The following is a 17,553-nucleotide window of genomic DNA, read 5'->3' on the forward strand; positions in this document are numbered from 1 at the left end:
GAGCAGGTCTGGCCCCTTGTGGCATGTTGAAGCGCGTGATGGTCGACGAGAACGAGGTCGACCGGGACCTGCTCGCCAGGGTGCGCGAGGGAGACGACTCGGCCTACGGCGAACTGTTCTCCCGGCATGCGGACGCGATTCGCCGTTTTTCTCTCAGGCACGTGCGTGAGGCCGCCGAGGCGGACGACCTCACGGCTGAGGCGTTCTTCCGCATGTTGCAGGCGATCCGCCGCGGCAGCGGTCCCACCGACCACGTCCGGACGTACCTGCTGACCGTCGCCCGCCGGGTCGCGTGGGAGTGGAGCGGACGCCGCCGGGACGTGCCCGTCGAGGACGAGGAGCTGGGCCGGCGCGTCGAGCCGGTCAGCGACAACGCGAACCGCCGGGTCGAGCACAACCTGATCACCCGCGCCTTCTCGAGCCTGCCCGAACGGTGGCGGGTCGTGCTGTGGCGCGTCGAGGTGGAGGGCGAGCGGCCCGCCACCGTGGCGCCGCACTTCGGTCTGTCGCCGAACGCCATGTCGGCGTTGGCCCGGCGTGCGCGCGAGGGGTTGCGTGCGGCGTACCTGCAGGCCCATCTCGCGGCCGACGACGGGCGTTCGTCGTGCGCGGCGATCCGCGCGAAGCTCGGCACCTACACCGCCGGCGGGGTCCAAGGCGTCGAGGAACGCCGGATCGGCGCCCACCTGGACACCTGTTCGTCCTGCTCACAGCTGCACGCCGAGCTGAACGAGGTCTGCGCGACGCTGCGCGCCAACGCGGCGTTCCTGGTCGTGCCGGCGGGCCTCGGGCTCGCGTTCGCCGGGAAGGTCTTCCTCACCAAGGTGAAGCTGGCGTTCGCGGCGGCGAGCGTCGCGACCGTCGGCCTGGTCGGGACGATGGCCGCGGTGTTCACCGGCGGACCGGGCACGGCGGTGCTGGAGCCGGACCAGATGCCGGCGGTGATCGCGCTCAACACGTCCTCCGGCACGTCGAGCGCGGGCCACAGCGAGGAGCTCGTGGTCGTGCCGCCGCCCCAGCAGCAGCAACAACGGCAGGAGCTGCCGCGCGGCAACGTGGTCAACCCCGCCGCGCCGCGGCAGGAGACCGTGCGCAAGACCGAGTCCTCGACCCCGACCAGCGCGAACGTTCCCCAGAACGCGCCGGTCGAGCGGTCGGAGCCGGTCGAGGAGCAGACGGTCCTCTCCGAGGAGGTCACCACGGTGGTGACGACGACTCGGGACATCAACTCGCTGAACACGCAGTCGACGACGTCCGGCTCGTCGCCCCCGCCCTCGTCGAAGCCGTGCCGCGCGCCGCGGACCACCGAGACGACGGCGACGCTCTACCCGACCGAGCCCGTCCAGAACTGACGGTGACGATCAAGGCCGGGCGAGTTCACCCACAAGGCTCGGCCCGCGCCAGGTACGGTTTGTCCAAGACCGACCGAGCGTGGGAGACGGGGACATGACGCGGCTGGTGCGCGGTGCGGACGGGCGGATGTGGACGGTCCACAGCCGCGTCGAGTGGCGCAACCCGGTGATTTCCGACGACTTCGAGCACGACGTCAGCGGCGGTGCGCTGCCCGGCATCATGATGGCGGGCATGCTGGTGGTCATGGTGGTCGTGCTGATCGCCTGGACACCGGAGCAGGTCGTGGTGCCCGCGTGGCTGGTCCTCGCGCTGATCTTCCTCTTCCTGTTCTTCCCGGTCCGCTGGGCGCTGCGCCGCCCGCACACGCTGGTCGCGGAGAGCAAGGCCACGGCCGACGAGCTGCCGCCCGAGCGCTGGATCGGCCAGGTCAGGGGCCCGCTGGCGGTGCGCCAGGAGGCGTCGCGGGTCGCCCGCACGATCGAGATGCACTCGCTGCCGGACGTCGAAGGCCCGTTGCAACCCGTCGACTGATGCGACACTGGACCGGTGCCCGAGCTACCCGAGGTAGAAGCACTGGTCCACCACCTGCGTGAGAACGCGGTGGGCCGTGTGGTGCACCGCGTCGACGTGGCGTCACTGCAGGTGCTCAAGACGTTCGACCCGCCGTGGACCGCGCTGCACGGCCAGGAGGTCGTGGCCGCGCACCGGCACGGCAAGCACCTCGACCTGGAGGTCGCCGACGGCCTGCACCTGGTCGTCCACCTCGCCCGTGCCGGCTGGCTGCGCTGGGCGGACACCATGGCGGCGCCGCCGCCCAAGCAGGGCCGCGGCCCGCTGGCGTTGCGCGTGCACCTCGGCCCGCCCGGTCAGGGACCTGGCTTCGACCTGACCGAGGCCGGCACCAAGAAAGGGCTCGCGGCGTGGATCGTCCGCGACCCGAAGACCATCGCGAGCGTCGCGCGGCTGGGCCCCGACGCGCTGGGGATCACCCGCACGCAGCTGGAAGACCTGTTCGCCAAGCGGACCGAGCGGCTCAAGACGTCGCTCACGGACCAGACCCTGATCGCGGGCATCGGCAACGCCTACTCCGACGAGATCATGCACATGGCCCGGCTCTCGCCCTACGCGACGACGGGCAAACTCGACGAGGAGCAGCTCGACCGGCTGCACGAGGCCATGCTCACCACGTTGACGGACGCCGTCGCACGGTCCGTGGGGCAGGACGCCGCACGGCTGAAGGGCGAGAAGCGTTCGGGGTTGCGGGTGCACGCACGCACCGGACTGCCGTGTCCCGTGTGTGGCGACACGGTTCGTGAGGTGTCGTTCGCGGACAAGGCGTTCCAGTACTGCCCGACGTGCCAGACCGGGGGCAAGCCGCTGGCCGACCGCCGGCTGTCGCGCCTGCTCAAGTGACGACCAGGACCTCCAGGGTGCGGGGGCCGTGCACGCCCTCGACCCGGTTGAGCTCGATGTCGCTGGTCGCCGACGGACCGCTGATGAACGTCAGCGGGCGCGTCGGTTCCAGGCGCTGCAACGCTTCCGGCACCGACCCGGCGATCTGGTCCACGCGCACGACGCACAGGTGGTAGTCGGGGAGCAGCGTGAGCGCACGCCGTCCCTGGGCCACGCCGCCGTCGAGGACGATCGTGCCGGTGTCGGCGATCGCCGCGGCGCATCCGGTCAGCACGCCGTCCGCCTGGTCGAGCTGCTCGATCGTCAGCGGTTCGCGCAACCACGTGACGCCGTCGACCAGCCACTCGGCCGGAACGTCGTCGGGCACGACGATCCGCTTGCCCCGCAGCCGTTCCAGCGCTTCGGGCACGTTCGTGACGGTGTGCACGATCGCGCGGTAGTCCGCGACCCGTTCGGCGAACAGCTCGACGTCACCGGACCCCTCGCGGTGGTAACCGCGGACGACCGGAGCGGCCGGGGGAACCCGAGCGCCGCGGATGCGGGCCAGGATCTCTTCCTTCGCGCTAGCCACGGTTCTTCCTCCACCAGGCGCGGAACGACTCGGCCGGCGGCGCGGGCACGTCGCGGGACGACGTCCACCTCGACCCCGGCCACGGCAACGACGTGATGCGCCCGTCCTTCGCGAGGAAACGGGCCAGGGAACCGGCTTTCTGCGCCTTCTCGTACCGGGAGGCGGAGGCGAACATCCACGCGGCGGCCGCCATCGCGACCGACTCCGCGGTGCGCCCCTTGGCTTCCACGGCCTCGGCGCGCAGGTGCGTGAGGACCGACGGGATGTCGATGCGCACCGGGCAGACCTCGAAACAGGCGCCGCACAGGGAGGACGCGTAGGGGAGCGAGGCCGCCTGCGGGTCGTGCATGTCGCCGACCAGCTGCGGCGTCAGGATCGCGCCGATCGGGCCGGGGTAGACCGAGCCGTACGACTGGCCGCCGGTGCGTTCGTAGACCGGGCAGACGTTCAGGCACGCGCTGCACCGGATGCACCGGAGTGCCTGTCGCCCAACGGAGTCCTGGAGCGTCGCCGTGCGGCCGTTGTCGATCAGCACGAGGTGGAACTTCTGCGGACCGTCGCCGGGCGTCACGCCGGTCCAGACGCTCGTGTACGGGTTCATGCGCTCCGCCGTGGAGGAGCGCGGCAGCAGCTGGAGGAAGACCTCGAGGTCCTGCCACGCCGGCACGAGCTTCTCGATGCCCATCACGGTGATCAGGGTGTCCGGCAGGGTCAGGCACATGCGGCCGTTGCCCTCGGACTCCAGCACGACGATCGACCCGGTGTCGGCGACGGCGAAGTTCGCGCCGGAGATGGCGACCTTCGTGGTGAGGAACTTCTGTCGCAGGTAGGTCCGTGCCGCCTCGGCGAGGTCGGCCGGTTCGTCGGACACCTCGACGCCCATGCGGCGCTGGAAGATCTCGCGGATCTCCGAGCGGTTGCGGTGGATCGCGGGCACCAGGATGTGCGACGGCCGGTCGTCGCCGAGCTGCACGATCAGCTCGGCGAGGTCGGTCTCGACCGCCCGCACACCACCGGCTTCGAGGGCCTCGTTGAGCCCGATCTCGGCCGTGGCCATGGACTTGACCTTGACGACCTCGTCCGCGTTCTCGGCGCGGCAGAGGTCGAGGACGATCCGGTTCGCCTCCTCGGCGTCGCGGGCCCAGTGCACGACGCCACCTCGCGCCGTGACCGACTCCTCCAGTTGCAGGAGAAGCGTGTCGAGGCGTGCCAGGACGTCGTTCTTGATCTGCTCGCCGGCGACCCGCAGCTGTTCCCAGTCGGTCATCTCGGCGACGGCGGCCGCCCGGCGACCGCGGATCGTGCCGGTGGCCTTGCGCAGGTTCTGGCGCAGCTGCGTGTCGGCCAACGCCTTGTGGGCGGCCTTCGGGAACGTCGGGCTGCCCAGCCACGTCACGGGGTTGCGCGCCACGGGTCCTCCTCCGTCGAAGCCAGGATCTCCGCCAGGTGCACCGGCTGGACGCCCGCCCGCAACCGCGAGAGGCCGCCGCCGATGTGCATGAGGCAGGAGTTGTCGCCCGCGGACAGCACCTCCGCGCCGGTGGAGAGCACGCACGTCATCTTGTCCGCGAGCATCGCCGTGGACGTCTCGGCGTTCTTGACCGCGAACGTGCCGCCGAAGCCGCAGCAGTGCGTCGAGTCCGGCAGTTCCACCAGATCGAGCGCCTTCACGGCTCTGAGCAGCGCCAACGGCTTGTCCCCGACACCCAGCATGCGCAACGAGTGGCACGTGGGGTGGTAGGTGACCCGGTGGGGGAACCACGCGCCGACGTCCGTCACGCCGAGCACGTCCACGAGGAACTCCGCCAGCTCGAACGTCCGCGGCGGCGACTCACCGAGGGTCGGGTGGACCTCCCGGACCATGCCGGCGCATGACCCGGATGGCGCAACGACGTAGTCGTACCCGCCGAAGACGTCGGTGTACTTGCGCGCCAGAGGCTTCGCGTGGTCCCGGTAGCCGGTGTTGAAGTGCATCTGCCCGCAGCAGGTCTGGTCGAGCGGGAACTCCACCGAACAGCCGAGTCTCTCCAGCAGGCGCACGACCGCACGCGCCGTCGACGGGAAGAACGTGTCGGTCAGGCAGGTCGCGAACAGGGCCACTTTCACCAGCACACCCTCTCCCCAAATTCATCGGATGTCTACCCGTGGCAGTGGACCGTCCGGGGGTACGGGCGGCGCGCCCCTTGCCAAGCAGGTCCACTCAGCAGAGCATGTGCGCTGTGGGCGACCTGTTGACCGAGCGCGCCGTGCTCGGTGTCATCGCGACCCTGGCCGTTCTGGGCCTCTTCGTGATGCTGTGCCGCGCTCGACGAGTCAGCACCTCCGTGGAGGATGCTGTGATGGACATGCTCGACCGCATGTCCAAGGCGTCGAGCGACCTCCGCGCGGGCCTGACCCAGGAGGCCGCCGACAAGGCGACACCCCACCTGCGCGAGATGCTGCGGTGCGTCGCGGTCGCCATCACCGACGAGGAGGGCACCGTCCTGTCGTGGGACGGCGGCGCGAACGACCACTACGAGTACCTCCGCGACACGGTGGCGCGAGCCATCAACAACTGCCACAAGGAACACGTCGACCACCGCAAGCTTGGCTGCGAGCTCCAGGGCCCGTGCTCCCTGCACAGCGTCGTGGTCGTGCCGCTGGTTGTCGAGGGCGACGTGGCCGGCACGTTGATCGTGGTGTCGGGCGTGGCCTCGAAGCGCCAGATCCGCATGGCCGAGGAGACCGCCCGCTTCGTGTCGACCCAGCTGGAGCTGGAGGTCGTCCAGAAGCAGCGCCAGGCCCTGGCCCAGGCCGAGGTGAAGGCCCTGCGGGCCCAGATCTCGCCGCACTTCGTCTACAACGCCCTGAACACCATCTCGTCGCTCATCCGCACCGACCCCGCGCACGCCCGTGAGCTGCTGCAGGAGTTCGCGGAGTTCACGCGCTACTCGTTCCGCACCGACGGCCTCTTCACGACCCTGGCCGACGAGCTGACGAACATCCACCGCTACCTGACCATCGAACAGGCCCGCTACGGCTCACGCCTGAACGTGCGCCTGCGGATCGCGCCCGAGGTGCTGCAGGTCGTGCTGCCGTTCCTGGTGCTCCAGCCGCTGGTCGAGAACGCGGTCCGGCACGGCCTGGCCAAGAAGCCCGGCGGCGGCATGCTCACCATCACCGCCGAGGACAACGGCAACGAGGCCCTGATCAGCGTCGAGGACGACGGCGTCGGCATGGACCCGGAACGGCTGGACGACATCAAGGACGCCCACCAGACGGGCGCGCACGTCGGCATCGGCAACATCAACGACCGCATGCGCACCGTCTTCGGCGCCGAGTACGCGCTGGTGGTCGAGACGGCGCCCAACGCGGGCACCAAGGTGATCCTGAACGTGCCGAAGTTCGCGCGGAACGTGCTGCCGAACCTGAACATCGGGACGCAGATGGACGAGCCGATGACGAACGAGCAGCCGGTGGTCCGCGCCTGACCCTGCGGCCTTGGACGCAGTCCGACAAGCGGTTCAACCCGCCCGGACGTGTGGTTTCGGCACACCCCCGACCAGCCACGCGGGCGCGTCGCACACCTGCCTGAGCCGTCAGTCAACTTGCGTGCGCAACCATGGCTCAACCCGGAACCGAAGCCTGCCGATTGTGGTGGTGACCAATGAACGCCGGCATTTGAACGAACAGGTGCCGGCCGCGAGTAAAGGCAACATCAAATGCGCGAACCACAGGCACCCGAGCGCGTCCGCGTCTGCATCAAGTGCACCGCGAAGGGCTTCTCCAGCTGCAAGTGCTGACGGAAAGAGCTGGTCAGCGTGCCGCAACCGCCAAAGTCGTGATCAGCACGACGGCACACACGCCCCAGCTCACCCACATCCAGTAAATGTGCATGGGCGTGGGCCCGGCGGCGTTTTGCCGGCCCCGGTCGTCCCACCACTCGACATAGCGTTCGAGCCAGCGGATCGGGTTGAACGTCACCCGTCGAACACTACGTGTTCAAGGTCACGCGGGAGCAACCTCAGCGGGTCTTGGCCCCCGCGTGACCGCGAAACGCACGTACTGTCGAGTACATGAGCGTCACGGACAAGATCGCGGCCCGTCTTCCGAGGGTCATGGACCGGGGTGAGCGGCCTCCGGTCGTCGCCGCGGTGCGGTTGCACGGGGTCATCACCCCGCAGTCCTCGCCGGTCGCCCGCAACACGATCAGCCTCCAGAACGTCGAGTCGGCCATCAACCGCGCGTTCGACAACGAGCGGTTGATCGCCGTGGCGCTGCTCATCAACTCGCCCGGTGGCGCGCCGACGCAGAGCGCGCTCATCGCCGAGCGGATCCGGGAGCTCGCCACCAAGAAGCATGTGCCGGTGCTCGCGTTCTGCGAGGACGTGGCGGCGTCCGGTGGTTACTGGCTGGCGTGCGCGGGGGACGAGATCTACGCGCACGGCACGAGCCTCGTCGGGTCCATCGGCGTGGTCAGCTCCGGCTTCGGGCTCAACGGCCTGCTGGACAAGGCGGGCGTCGAGCGCCGCGTCTACACGGCCGGGGAGAACAAGGTGCGGCTCGACCCGTTCCAGGCCGAGAAGCCAGAGGACGTCGAGTGGCTCAAGGGGCTGCACGCCGATCTGCACGAGCAGTTCAAGGCGTGGGTGACCGAACGGCGCGGCGCCAAGCTCAGCGACGACGCCGATCTGTTCAGCGGTGAGATCTGGACCGGCGCCAAGGCGCAGGAGCTCGGGCTGATCGACGGCATCGGCACCATCCGCAGCGTCATCGCGAAGCGGTTCCCGGACGCCGAGCTGACGGTCGCCGAGCCGCGCAAGCCGTTGCTGGCGAAGCTCGGGCTGGCAAGCACATCCACCCGATCGGGCGATCTCGTGGCGCAGGTGCTCGCGAGCGTCGAGGAACGTGCTCGCTGGTCCCGATTCGGGCTGTGAGCATCAGTTCGGTTTCGCGGGGCGTGTCGAGGCCTGCCCCAGCGTAGACATGACCGCACATTGGTGGGCAAGATGCCCGACACAGTGAGTACCCAAGACAACGCCGGTCTCCTCGTCCTCGCAGTCGATGACGAGGCTCCCGGCCTGAGCGAGATCAAGTTCCTGCTCGAGAGCAGTCCTCACATCCGGCGCGTCCTCACGGCCTTCGACGCCGCCGAGGCGCTGCGCATTCTGAGGGGTGACTACGAGCAGGAGGTCATGGCGAGGACCAAGGCCGGCCTGCCGCCGGTCGACGCGGTGTTCGCCGACATCAACATGCCCGGCCTGTCCGGCATGGATCTCGCACGGGTGCTCAGCGCGTTCCGCTACCCGCCCGCGCTCGTCTTCGTGACGGGCGTGGAGGAACGGGACGCGCTCATCACGGCGTTCGACGTCGGCGCGCTTGACTTCATCAACAAGCCGATCAACGAGGAACGCGTCCTCAAGGCGATCTCCCGGGTCGCCGACCGCGTGGGGCGCACGGCGGCACCGGCCGCGCAGGCCGCGCCCAGTGCGCAGAACCCCGCCGAACCGACCGACGACGAGGTCATCCCCGTCGAGCTCGGCGGCACCATCAAGCTCGTGCCGCGCGCGTCCGTGCGGTACGTCGAGGCGCAGGGCGACTACGCCCGCCTGCACACCCAGGACGGCAGCCACCTCGTGCGCATCCCGCTGGCCCAGCTCGAGGAGCGGTGGGCCAACGCGGGGTTCGTGCGCATCCACCGCTCGTACCTGGTGGCGCTGCCGCTGGTGAGCGAGCTGCGGATGACGGCGAACGGCTACGCGGTCGTCATCGGCACCGGTGAGGGCGCCAAGGAGCTGCCGGTGAGCCGCCGGCACACCAAGGAGCTCAAGGAACGGATCGTGCGACCGCCGAAGAGCGGCTGGTGAGCAGGCACGACGCGGGAAAGCCCGAGCAGGCCGCCCGCGAGGCGTGGCTCGGTGAGCAGGCCCGCAAGCCGCGCCGCCGCAGGGTCGTGCTCGCCGACTCGACCAAGAAGAGCGGCAAGGCCTTACGCACGATCATCGAACTGGAGGAGCAGACCAGCGTCGGCGAGAAGCTGGTCCGCGACCTGATCCGGCAGCAGCTGAAGTCCGCGTTCGGGCTCGCTTTCGCGGTACTGGTAGGAATGTGCCTGCTGCCGATCACCTTCTTCGCGTTCCCGCAGATCGGGGACCTGGAGGTGCTGGGCATCCCCGTCCCCTGGCTCGTGCTCGGTCTCGCGCCCTTCCCGATCCTCTACGCCGTCGGGTGGGTGTTCCGCAGACAGGCCGAAAGGCACGAGCGCGACTTCGTGAACATGGTCGACCGCTGACGTGAACGCCACCATCTGGAGCCTCAGCGCCATAGTCGCCGTTGCGGCCGTGACGTTCCTGCTCGGGTATGTCGGATCCCGCAAGGCCAACACCACCCCGGACTTCCTGGTGGCGCGCAGGGCAGTCCCCGCCACCCGCAACGCCGCCGCGATCTCCGGCGAGTACCTGTCCGCCGCGTCGTTCCTGGGCGTGGCCGGGCTCGTGCTCAAGGACGGCGTCGACGCGCTCTGGTACCCGGTCGGCTTCACCGCCGGCTACCTCGCGCTGCTGCTGTTCGTCGCCGCGCCGCTGCGCCGGTCCGGCGCCTACACGCTGCCCGACTTCGCCGAGGCCCGGCTGGGTTCGGTGAACGTGCGGCACTTCAGCACGTTCTTCGTGGTCTGCATCGGCGTGCTGTACCTGGTCCCGCAGCTGCAGTCCGCTGGCCTGACGCTGACCACGATCACCGGGCTGCCGGCGTGGCTGGGCGGGGGAATCGTCACGGCGATCGTCGTGGTCAACGTGCTCGGCGGCGGCATGCGCGCGATCACGCTGGTGCAGGCGTTCCAGTACTGGGGCAAGCTCTTCGCGATCGCCGCGCCCACGTTCGTGCTGTTCGTGGTGTTCCTGGCCTCGCCGGACCGCGGCACGCAGCCGATCAGCGACGACGGCGTCGTCCGGTTCCCGCAGGCCGAGAAGATCACCGTGGCCGAGCAGGTGGTCAAGGTCCGCGTCGACGAGCCGCTGATGCTGCGGGTGCGCGGCACGATCGACGGCAGGGACGCGGACGGGCCGGTGTACTGGAGCCGCGGCGTCTACGAGCTGACCCCCGGCACGACGATGGAGTTCGACGCGGGCAGCCCGGTGCCGGTGGTCGACGGCTCGCCGACGACCAACCACGACTGGACCCACCCGCAGACCGGCGGCCTGTCCGAGCTGATCAGGACCTACTCGCTGATCTTCGCGACGTTCCTCGGCACGATGGGCCTGCCGCACGTCCTGGTCCGCTTCTACACCAACCCGGACGGCAAGGCGGCCCGCCGCACCGCGCTGCACGTGCTGTACCTGCTGGGCCTGTTCTACATCTTCCCGACGGTGCTGGGCGTGCTGTCCCGGCTCTACCTGCCGCGGCTGCTGGTGAACGGCAAGACCGACGCGGCGGTGCTGATGCTGCCGGAGACGATGCTGCCCAACCTGGGCGGCCAGATCCTCGGCGCGATCGTCGCCGCGGGCGCGTTCGCGGCGTTCCTGTCGACCTCGTCGGGCCTCGTCGTGTCGGTCGCCGGCGTGGTCTCGACGGACATCCTGCCGGGCAAGGTCCGCGACTTCCGGTGGGCGACCGTGTTCACCGGTGTCGTCGCGATCTGCCTCGCGCTGGTTCTCCCGCGCTCCGACGCGTCACTGACGGTGGCGATGTCGTTCGCGCTGGCCGCGTCGACGTTCTGCCCGCTCCTGGTCCTCGGGATCTGGTGGCGCGGGCTCACCTGGGTGGGCGCGGTGTGCGGGCTCACGGTCGGCGGCGGCATGGTCATCACGGCCCAGGTGCTCAGCGTCGTCAGCGCCTACACCGGGCGCTGGGCGCCCGCGTTCATCACCCAGCCCGCCCTGATCACCGTTCCGCTTGCGTTCGCGACGATGATCATGGTCAGCAAGGCGACCCGCAGGCGCGTGCCCGCGGACGTCAGCCAGATCCTGTTGCGCCTGCACGCCCCGGACCCGCTCGGCTTCATCCGCGACCGCGACATCGCCCGGTTCGGGACCGCCGAGGAGAAGGCCCGGCTGGCGGAGGACAAGCGCAGAGGAGCCGGTCGCGCACGGTGAGTGATCGCCGTTTCAAATGGGTGAAAACGGTCACTCGAATCGGTGAACGGTGAATCTGGTCACCCAGAGTGCTGTTCGTCTACGCATACCTACCGTTCGTCGCATCACCCGACTGCTGAGCGCAACGGCCCGAACGGACTCTTACCTGAGTGACTCAAGTCTCCATACGGTTCTCGACCAAGAACGGACCGCACCAGGAGGCATTACGTGCACGTCACGTTGCTGACACCTACGACGAGTACCGCGAGGAGGGGACTGTGAGCAGCGTCGAACACACCCCGTCTGAGTCGGCCCCAGACGCACAGAAGTGGGCCGACGTCCAAGCGAGTGCTGACTTCACCGAGCTGAAGCAGCGACTGCGCAAGTTCGTCTTCCCCGTCTCCGGCCTGTTCCTCGCGTGGTACCTGCTGTACGTGCTGCTCGCGGACTACGCGCACGACTTCATGTCCACCAAGGTTGTCGGCAACATCAACGTCGGGCTCATCTTCGGCCTGCTGCAGTTCGTGTCGACGTTCGTGATCACGACGCTGTACGTGCGGCACGCCAACAAGAACCTCGACCCGCTGGCGGAGAAGCTCCGCAACGAGATCGAGGGAGACGGCAAGTGAACGAGTCCAGCCCGATCCTCAACATCAGCATCTTCGGCGTCTTCGTCCTGATCACGCTGTTCGTGGTCATCCGGGCGAGCCGCAACACGAAGACCGCCGCCGACTACCTGGCCGCCGGTCGCGCGTTCACCGGCCCGCAGAACGGCATCGCGATCGCCGGCGACTACCTGTCGGCCGCGTCGTTCCTCGGCATCGCCGGCGCCATCGCCCTCAACGGCTACGACGGCTTCCTGTACTCGATCGGCTTCCTGGTGGCGTGGCTCGTCGCGCTGCTGCTGGTCGCCGAGCTGCTGCGCAACACCGGCAAGTACACGATGGGCGACGTGCTGAGCTTCCGGATGCGCCAGCGTCCGGTCCGCGCCGCCGCCGCGACGTCGACGATGGCGGTCTCGTTCTTCTACCTGCTGGCCCAGATGGCCGGTGCCGGTGGCCTCGTCGCCCTGCTGCTCGGCATCACGGGCACGGGTGGTCAGGCCCTCGTCATCGCCGTGGTCGGCGCCCTGATGATCGCCTACGTCCTCATCGGCGGCATGAAGGGCACCACCTGGGTGCAGATCATCAAGGCCGTCCTGCTGATCGTCGGCGCGGGCGTCATGACGCTCTGGGTGCTCGGCAAGTACGGCTTCAACCTCTCCGCCCTGCTCGGCGCCGCGGTCGACAACGCGCCGAAGGCGGGCGAGAAGCTCCTCGGCCCCGGCCTGCAGTACGGCAAGACCGGCACCAGCAAGGTCGACTTCCTGTCGCTGGCCCTCGCGCTGGTCCTCGGCACCGCGGGCCTGCCGCACATCCTGATGCGCTTCTACACCGTGCCGACGGCGAAGGAAGCCCGTCGCTCGGTCGTGTGGGCGATCTGGCTGATCGGCATCTTCTACCTGTTCACCCTGGTCCTGGGCTACGGCGCCGGTGCGCTCGTCGGCCCGGACAAGATCAACGCGGCTCCCGGCAAGGCGAACTCGGCCGCTCCGCTGCTCGCGCTGGAACTGGGTGGCCCGATCCTGCTGGGCCTGATCGCGGCCGTCGCCTTCGCGACGATCCTCGCGGTCGTGGCCGGTCTGACGATCACGGCGTCGGCGTCGTTCGCCCACGACATCTACGCCAACGTGATCAAGAAGGGCAACGGGGACGAGGGCAAGACCGACGAGGTCAAGGTCGCCCGCATCACCGCGATCGTCATCGGTCTCGTGTCGATCGGCGGCGGCATCATCGCCAACGGCCAGAACGTGGCGTTCCTCGTGGCACTGGCCTTCGCGGTCGCGGCCTCGGCGAACCTGCCGACGATCCTCTACTCGCTGTTCTGGAAGCGCTTCAACACCTCGGGCGCGCTGTGGAGCATCTACGGCGGCCTGATCGTGACGATCACCCTGATCATCCTGTCGCCCGCCGTCTCCGGCACGCCGACCTCGATGTTCAAGAACGCCGACTTCGACCTGTTCCCGCTGTCGAACCCCGGCATCGTCTCGATCCCCGTCGCGTTCCTGCTCGGCTACATCGGCACGATCCTCTCGAAGGACAAGGCCGACCCCGCCAAGCAGGCCGAGATGGAGGTCCGCTCCCTCACCGGTGCGGGCGCCGAGAAGGCGATCGCGCACTAGTTCGCTGCTCTGGGAGAACGGGCCGTCCCCAACCGGGGGCGGCCCGTTCTCCGTGTGGTGCAACCCCCTGGGCGCTGACTGCGTACTGAACGGGGAAGCGGCGGAGCTTGGGGGAGCGGAGTGCGACGGGACGAGGAGTTCTCGGAGTTCTTCACAAGCAGGTTCGACTGGGCCCGGCGTACGGCGTACGCCCTGTGCGGCGACTGGTCGGAGGCGGAAGAGCTCGCGCAGAACGCGTTCGTGAAGGCGTACGCGAAGTGGCCCGGCATCAGGCGGGAGACGGCGGAGGCCTACGTCCGCACCATCCTGACGCGCGCCTTCATCGACAGCAGGAGGCGCGGCCGCGACCGCGAACGCCCTGTCGCCGACCTCCCGGACCACGGCGTCAGCGGTGACTTCGCCGACCCGGACGCCCGGTTGAACGCGGCGCTGCGGCAGGTGGCACCCAAGCAACGGGCGGCGCTGGTGCTGCGGTTCGTGCACGACCTGTCGATCGAGCAGACGGCGGCAGAGCTCGGCTGCTCGGCCGGCAACGTCAAGAGTCAGACGGCCAGGGGCTTGGCGGCGCTCCGCGAGGCGTACGGCGAGCCCGTGAACTCGGAGTGTGACCGATGAACATCGAAGACGAGCTGCGCGGAGCTCTCGACGTCGCCGCGCCGCCTCCCACGACCACGTTGGACGTGGTGCTCAAGCGCGGCCGGCGCCGGGTGCTCGCCCAGCGCGCCGGCGCGGTGCTCGGCGTGTTCGCGGTGGTCGCCGGCATCGGAGTCGGTGCCACGACGCTGAACCACGCCGCCCCTCCCACTCCCGCGGACGCGCCGGACTACGGACCCGCGACCGTGGAGCACGCGGTGGGGTGGCCGCGGGTCGACACGCCACCGCGTACTCCGTACCGGACGTGGTCACCGGCACCGAGCGCGCCGCCACCCGCGGGCAGGCCCGTGACCGACATCCCCCTGTGCGACATGACGCCGTCGAAACGGCCGGACACGCTGGACCTCGGCGCGGTGGTGCTCAATCCCGAACCGGTCGCCGCGTGGCTCGACCAGGCGCGGAAGGTGCTGCCGGAGGTCACCATCGGCGCCGCGACGCCGAACCGGGACCGCACCAGCTACGAGGCCGACGTGTCCGACGCCAGCGGAACCGGCAGCATCAGGATCACCGTCGGCAGGTTCACCGGCGTCCCGCGAGCGGCCGCGGACGAGGCGCTGTGGGAGACCGGCGACTGCCTGCCCGCGCAACGGCTGGAGATCGGCGGCTCGGTCGTGCAGCTGCACGACGTCCGGCCGTTCGAGCCGTTCCAGTCGCTGGTGCAGTCGCTGAGGGTGTACCGCGTGGACAACGCGCTGCTCCAGGTCGAGCTGCGCAACTTCGGCAGCCCCGACTACGCCGCCGACGACCCGCAGAACCCCGGTGCGTCGCGACGCACCGGCGCCGGCCGTCCGACGCTGCCGCTGTCCGAGGAGCAGTTCTCCAGGCTCGGTCCCGTCTTCGCGGAGGTGGGCTGAGGATGACCCGTGCCGGAGGTTCACGTCCGTGCAACCTCCGGCATGGGACCATTCGGGGGTGACTGTTCCAAGCGTGGAGATCGCCGACGTGCCCGCCGTGCTGCCGGAGGGCGCCGTCCTGCTGGACGTGCGCGAGCAGGACGAGTGGGACGCGGGCCATGCGCCCGGCGCGCTGCACATCCCCATGAGCGAGATCGCCGGCCGCCTCGAGGAGGTGCCGCACGACTCGCAGCTCTACGTCGTGTGCCGCGCCGGTGGTCGCTCCGCCCGCGTGACCCAGTACCTCAACGCCAACGGCTGGGAGGCCGTCAACGTCGAGGGCGGCATGCAGCACTGGGACGCCGCCGGCCGTCCGCTCGAGGGCGGCACCGACGGCGCGGACCCCGAGGTCATCTGACCGTGCAGCCGCTGCAGCCGATGCGCGTGGACTGGGTGGCGACCCCGCCGCCCGGTGCGTACCCGCAGCCGCAGGGCCGGTCGCAGCGGCGCGGCTACGGCGGCCCGCCGAACTACCCGGTCCCGCCGCGCTGGGGCTTCCCGCTCCTCGCGTGGCGCTGGCCGACCGCCGTGCCCGGCACCGTCGAGCAGGCCGACTCGGTCGACGGCGTGCGCCGGCTGGGCCGCACCGCGCAGAACTCGCTGTGGCTGCTCGGCTTCGTGGCCGTGTGGGGCGCGCTGTCCGAGATCTGGCGCTACGTCCTGGTGGCGATGAGCCGCTTCGGCGCCCTGTCGTCCGGCGTGGTCAGCGCGTCCGACGCGATGGTCGTGTCGTCCTCGGCGCTCACCATCACGGGCTGCGCGCTGTCGCTGGTCCTCGTGCTGCTGTGGGTGCGCCGCACCCGGAACGTGGCCGCCACGCTCGTCGGCTACGGCCCGTCCCGCTCGGACCGCGAGGCCCTGGTCGGCCTGGTCGTGCCCGGCATGAACCTCGTCGTCCCCGGCTCCGTCCTGGCCGAGCTGGAACACGCCGTCGCCCGCCGCCCCGCGGGCGACCGCCCCCGGCCGTCCAAGCTCCTGCGCTGGTGGTGGGGCCTGTGGGTGGCCTCCGCGCTGCTGTTCGTCGTGCAGGTCCTCTGGTCGTTCCGCGACAGCACCCAGGCACTGGCTGACGGCGTGCTGCTGCACGCGTTCAGCGACCTGGTCCTGGCCGCCGTGGCCGTGGTGACGGCCCTGGTGGTCCGCCGCATCACCACGCTGCTGCTGCCCGTGGACGCCGCCTCGGTGCGGCTGATGCGGGTCGTCGAGGTGAAGGACGCGCCCGAACCGCCGCTGCGCGCCGTGCGTGCCTCGGGTTCGCCCCGGTAGCTCTCGTCTGCCGCTGTTCAGCGGGCGTTCTTCCTGAGGGGCTTCCGGGCCTGACCGTCCGCTGCCAGGTTGGAGGGCATGCGGACACTCATCGGGGCTCTGGTGATCGCGATGGCCACACCAGGTGCCGCCCAGGCGCACCACCACCGGGAGTTCGACCTCCAGGCGCACCGCGGCGGCATCGGCCTGACGGTCGAGAGCACGCTCAAGGCGTTCGGCAAGGCGCTCGACCTCGGCGTCACGACGCTGGAGCTCGACCTCCAGATCACGAAGGACGGTCGTGAGGTCATCACCCACGACCGCAGGACCAACCCGGCGAAGTGCCTCGACACGTTGCCGGCGTTCGAGGGCGACCCCGAGTTCCCCTACGCCGGGAAGTACGTGAAGGACCTGACGTTCGCGCAGGTCCGCACGCTCGACTGCGGCAGCACGCGGTGGTCGCAGTACCCGGACCAGGAGCTGTCGCCGGGGGCGCGGATGCCGACGCTGGCGGAGCTGTTCGACCTGGCGCGCGAGCGGAGGGCGTGGGGGATCCGCTTCAACGTCGAGACCAAGGTCGAGGCCGCCGCGCCGCAGGAGACCGCGCCGCGCGAGCAGTTCGTGCAGCGGGCGGTGCGGGAGATCCGGCGGTCCGGGTTCCTGCGGAACGTGACCGTCCAGTCGTTCGACTGGGGCACGTTGATGCGCCTGCGGCAGGTCGAGCCGCGGATCCCGCTGGTGGCGCTGACCCAGCCCGAGATGCTCGTGCCCGGCTCGCCCTGGACCGGCGGTCTCGAACTGGCGGACTTCGGCGGCAGCGTGGCGAAGGCGGTGAGGTCCTTCGGTGCCGAGGCGCTGTCGCCCGTGCACACGATGACCACGAAGGAGCTGGTCGCCGACGCCCACCGGCAAGGCCTCGCCGTCGTGCCGTGGACCGTCGACGAGGTGCCGCGGATGCACGAGGTGATCGACACCGGAATCGACGGCCTGATCACCGACTACCCGGACCGGCTGCGCGAAGTCCTGAAGCAGCGCGGCTTCCCGCTGCCGCGCAGGTACCCGGCGCGCTAGTCGGTGGCGAGCGGCAGCGAGTGCAGGCCGCGGATCACGAACTCCGCCCTGCGCTCGGGCTCCTCGGCCAGCACGGCGCCG

Annotated in this window: 19 protein-coding genes; 15 read left to right on the plus strand and 4 right to left on the minus strand. The window is 70.0% G+C overall.

Annotation, left to right across the window (positions count from 1 at the left end):
* Positions 1–23 precede the first annotated feature (23 nt).
* The 3 genes from VF330_RS03960 to VF330_RS03970 all read left to right on the plus strand — a co-directional run bounded on the left by VF330_RS03960 (position 24) and on the right by VF330_RS03970 (position 2,766).
* Positions 24–1,352 (plus strand): sigma-70 family RNA polymerase sigma factor, encoded by a 1,329-nt coding sequence (locus VF330_RS03960; RefSeq protein WP_330850096.1) that lies wholly within the window; start codon positions 24–26, stop codon positions 1,350–1,352.
* Positions 1,353–1,446: 94 nt separating this feature from the next.
* The gene (locus VF330_RS03965) at positions 1,447–1,884 is read left to right on the plus strand and encodes a DUF983 domain-containing protein (protein WP_330850097.1); all 438 of its coding nucleotides are present in this window, start codon (positions 1,447–1,449) and stop codon (positions 1,882–1,884) included.
* 15 nt (positions 1,885–1,899) lie between these two features.
* Positions 1,900–2,766, plus strand: coding sequence for an Fpg/Nei family DNA glycosylase (locus VF330_RS03970; protein WP_330850098.1), 867 nt, complete (start codon positions 1,900–1,902; stop codon positions 2,764–2,766).
* Here the strand turns inward: VF330_RS03970 and VF330_RS03975 are convergent.
* The 3 genes from VF330_RS03975 to VF330_RS03985 are packed head-to-tail and all read right to left on the minus strand — an operon-like array spanning position 2,759 to position 5,437.
* On the minus strand, positions 2,759–3,337 hold the full coding sequence (locus VF330_RS03975) for a LutC/YkgG family protein (RefSeq protein ID WP_330850099.1): 579 nt from the start codon (positions 3,335–3,337) through the stop codon (positions 2,759–2,761). The two genes, VF330_RS03970 and VF330_RS03975, sit on opposite strands and share 8 nt — an antisense overlap.
* Positions 3,330–4,748 carry a LutB/LldF family L-lactate oxidation iron-sulfur protein gene (locus VF330_RS03980; protein WP_330850100.1) on the minus strand — a complete coding sequence of 473 codons (1,419 nt, stop codon included), beginning with the start codon at positions 4,746–4,748 and terminating at the stop codon, positions 3,330–3,332. Before VF330_RS03980 ends, VF330_RS03975 begins: the two co-directional genes overlap by 8 nt.
* Positions 4,730–5,437 (minus strand): (Fe-S)-binding protein, encoded by a 708-nt coding sequence (locus VF330_RS03985; protein WP_414675332.1) that lies wholly within the window; start codon positions 5,435–5,437, stop codon positions 4,730–4,732. The genes VF330_RS03980 and VF330_RS03985 overlap by 19 nt, the downstream gene beginning before the upstream one ends.
* A 110-nt stretch (positions 5,438–5,547) precedes the next feature.
* Here VF330_RS03985 and VF330_RS03990 point away from each other — a divergent pair, with 110 nt between their 5' ends.
* The gene (locus VF330_RS03990) at positions 5,548–6,807 is read left to right on the plus strand and encodes a sensor histidine kinase (RefSeq protein ID WP_330850102.1); all 1,260 of its coding nucleotides are present in this window, start codon (positions 5,548–5,550) and stop codon (positions 6,805–6,807) included.
* 325 nt (positions 6,808–7,132) lie between these two features.
* Here VF330_RS03990 and VF330_RS03995 read toward each other — a convergent pair whose 3' ends face one another.
* Positions 7,133–7,300: a hypothetical protein gene (locus tag VF330_RS03995; protein WP_177220854.1), complete on the minus strand. Its 168-nt coding sequence runs from the start codon at positions 7,298–7,300 to the stop codon at positions 7,133–7,135.
* A 92-nt stretch (positions 7,301–7,392) separates the two neighbouring features.
* Here VF330_RS03995 and VF330_RS04000 point away from each other — a divergent pair, with 92 nt between their 5' ends.
* The 11 genes from VF330_RS04000 (at position 7,393) to VF330_RS04050 (ending at position 17,472) form a co-directional block, all read left to right on the plus strand.
* Positions 7,393–8,253, plus strand: a complete 861-nt coding sequence (locus VF330_RS04000; RefSeq protein WP_330850103.1) for a S49 family peptidase — start codon at positions 7,393–7,395, stop codon at positions 8,251–8,253.
* A 72-nt stretch (positions 8,254–8,325) separates the two neighbouring features.
* Entirely contained in the window at positions 8,326–9,183 is an 858-nt protein-coding gene (locus tag VF330_RS04005) for a LytTR family DNA-binding domain-containing protein (RefSeq protein ID WP_330850104.1), read from the plus strand.
* Positions 9,180–9,608 carry a hypothetical protein gene (locus VF330_RS04010; protein WP_330850105.1) on the plus strand — a complete coding sequence of 143 codons (429 nt, stop codon included), beginning with the start codon at positions 9,180–9,182 and terminating at the stop codon, positions 9,606–9,608. The genes VF330_RS04005 and VF330_RS04010 overlap by 4 nt, the downstream gene beginning before the upstream one ends.
* A gap of 1 nt (position 9,609) precedes the next feature.
* Complete coding sequence (locus tag VF330_RS04015) at positions 9,610–11,409, plus strand: cation acetate symporter (RefSeq protein WP_330850106.1); 1,800 nt, start codon at positions 9,610–9,612, stop codon at positions 11,407–11,409.
* A 257-nt stretch (positions 11,410–11,666) separates the two neighbouring features.
* Positions 11,667–12,017: a DUF485 domain-containing protein gene (locus VF330_RS04020; protein ID WP_330850107.1), complete on the plus strand. Its 351-nt coding sequence runs from the start codon at positions 11,667–11,669 to the stop codon at positions 12,015–12,017.
* The gene (locus tag VF330_RS04025; protein WP_330850108.1) at positions 12,014–13,609 is read left to right on the plus strand and encodes a cation acetate symporter; all 1,596 of its coding nucleotides are present in this window, start codon (positions 12,014–12,016) and stop codon (positions 13,607–13,609) included. Before VF330_RS04020 ends, VF330_RS04025 begins: the two co-directional genes overlap by 4 nt.
* Before the next feature lie 120 nt (positions 13,610–13,729).
* Positions 13,730–14,224 (plus strand): SigE family RNA polymerase sigma factor, encoded by a 495-nt coding sequence (locus VF330_RS04030; RefSeq protein ID WP_330850109.1) that lies wholly within the window; start codon positions 13,730–13,732, stop codon positions 14,222–14,224.
* Positions 14,221–15,117: a hypothetical protein gene (locus VF330_RS04035; protein ID WP_330850110.1), complete on the plus strand. Its 897-nt coding sequence runs from the start codon at positions 14,221–14,223 to the stop codon at positions 15,115–15,117. Before VF330_RS04030 ends, VF330_RS04035 begins: the two co-directional genes overlap by 4 nt.
* Positions 15,118–15,175: 58 nt before the next feature.
* The gene (locus tag VF330_RS04040) at positions 15,176–15,514 is read left to right on the plus strand and encodes a rhodanese-like domain-containing protein (RefSeq protein WP_330850111.1); all 339 of its coding nucleotides are present in this window, start codon (positions 15,176–15,178) and stop codon (positions 15,512–15,514) included.
* A gap of 2 nt (positions 15,515–15,516) precedes the next feature.
* The gene (locus VF330_RS04045; protein WP_330850112.1) at positions 15,517–16,422 is read left to right on the plus strand and encodes a DUF4328 domain-containing protein; all 906 of its coding nucleotides are present in this window, start codon (positions 15,517–15,519) and stop codon (positions 16,420–16,422) included.
* 78 nt (positions 16,423–16,500) lie between these two features.
* Positions 16,501–17,472, plus strand: coding sequence for a glycerophosphodiester phosphodiesterase (locus VF330_RS04050; protein ID WP_330850113.1), 972 nt, complete (start codon positions 16,501–16,503; stop codon positions 17,470–17,472).
* The last annotated feature ends 81 nt before the right edge of the window (positions 17,473–17,553 follow it).

The sequence above is a fragment of the Lentzea sp. genome (assembly GCF_036380075.1).
GTDB lineage: Bacteria > Actinomycetota > Actinomycetes > Mycobacteriales > Pseudonocardiaceae > Lentzea.

What these genes read in the sequence shown, in the direction of transcription:
- VF330_RS03965 (WP_330850097.1), top strand. Translation starts at nt 1,447, where the DNA reads ATGACGCGGCTGGTGCGCGGTGCGGACGGGCGGATGTGGACGGTCCAC.
- VF330_RS04050 (WP_330850113.1), top strand. Translation starts at nt 16,501, where the DNA reads ATGCGGACACTCATCGGGGCTCTGGTGATCGCGATGGCCACACCAGGT.
- VF330_RS04005 (WP_330850104.1), top strand. Translation starts at nt 8,326, where the DNA reads ATGCCCGACACAGTGAGTACCCAAGACAACGCCGGTCTCCTCGTCCTC.
- VF330_RS04000 (WP_330850103.1), top strand. Translation starts at nt 7,393, where the DNA reads ATGAGCGTCACGGACAAGATCGCGGCCCGTCTTCCGAGGGTCATGGAC.
- VF330_RS03960 (WP_330850096.1), top strand. Translation starts at nt 24, where the DNA reads ATGTTGAAGCGCGTGATGGTCGACGAGAACGAGGTCGACCGGGACCTG.
- VF330_RS04035 (WP_330850110.1), top strand. Translation starts at nt 14,221, where the DNA reads ATGAACATCGAAGACGAGCTGCGCGGAGCTCTCGACGTCGCCGCGCCG.
- VF330_RS03990 (WP_330850102.1), top strand. Translation starts at nt 5,548, where the DNA reads ATGTGCGCTGTGGGCGACCTGTTGACCGAGCGCGCCGTGCTCGGTGTC.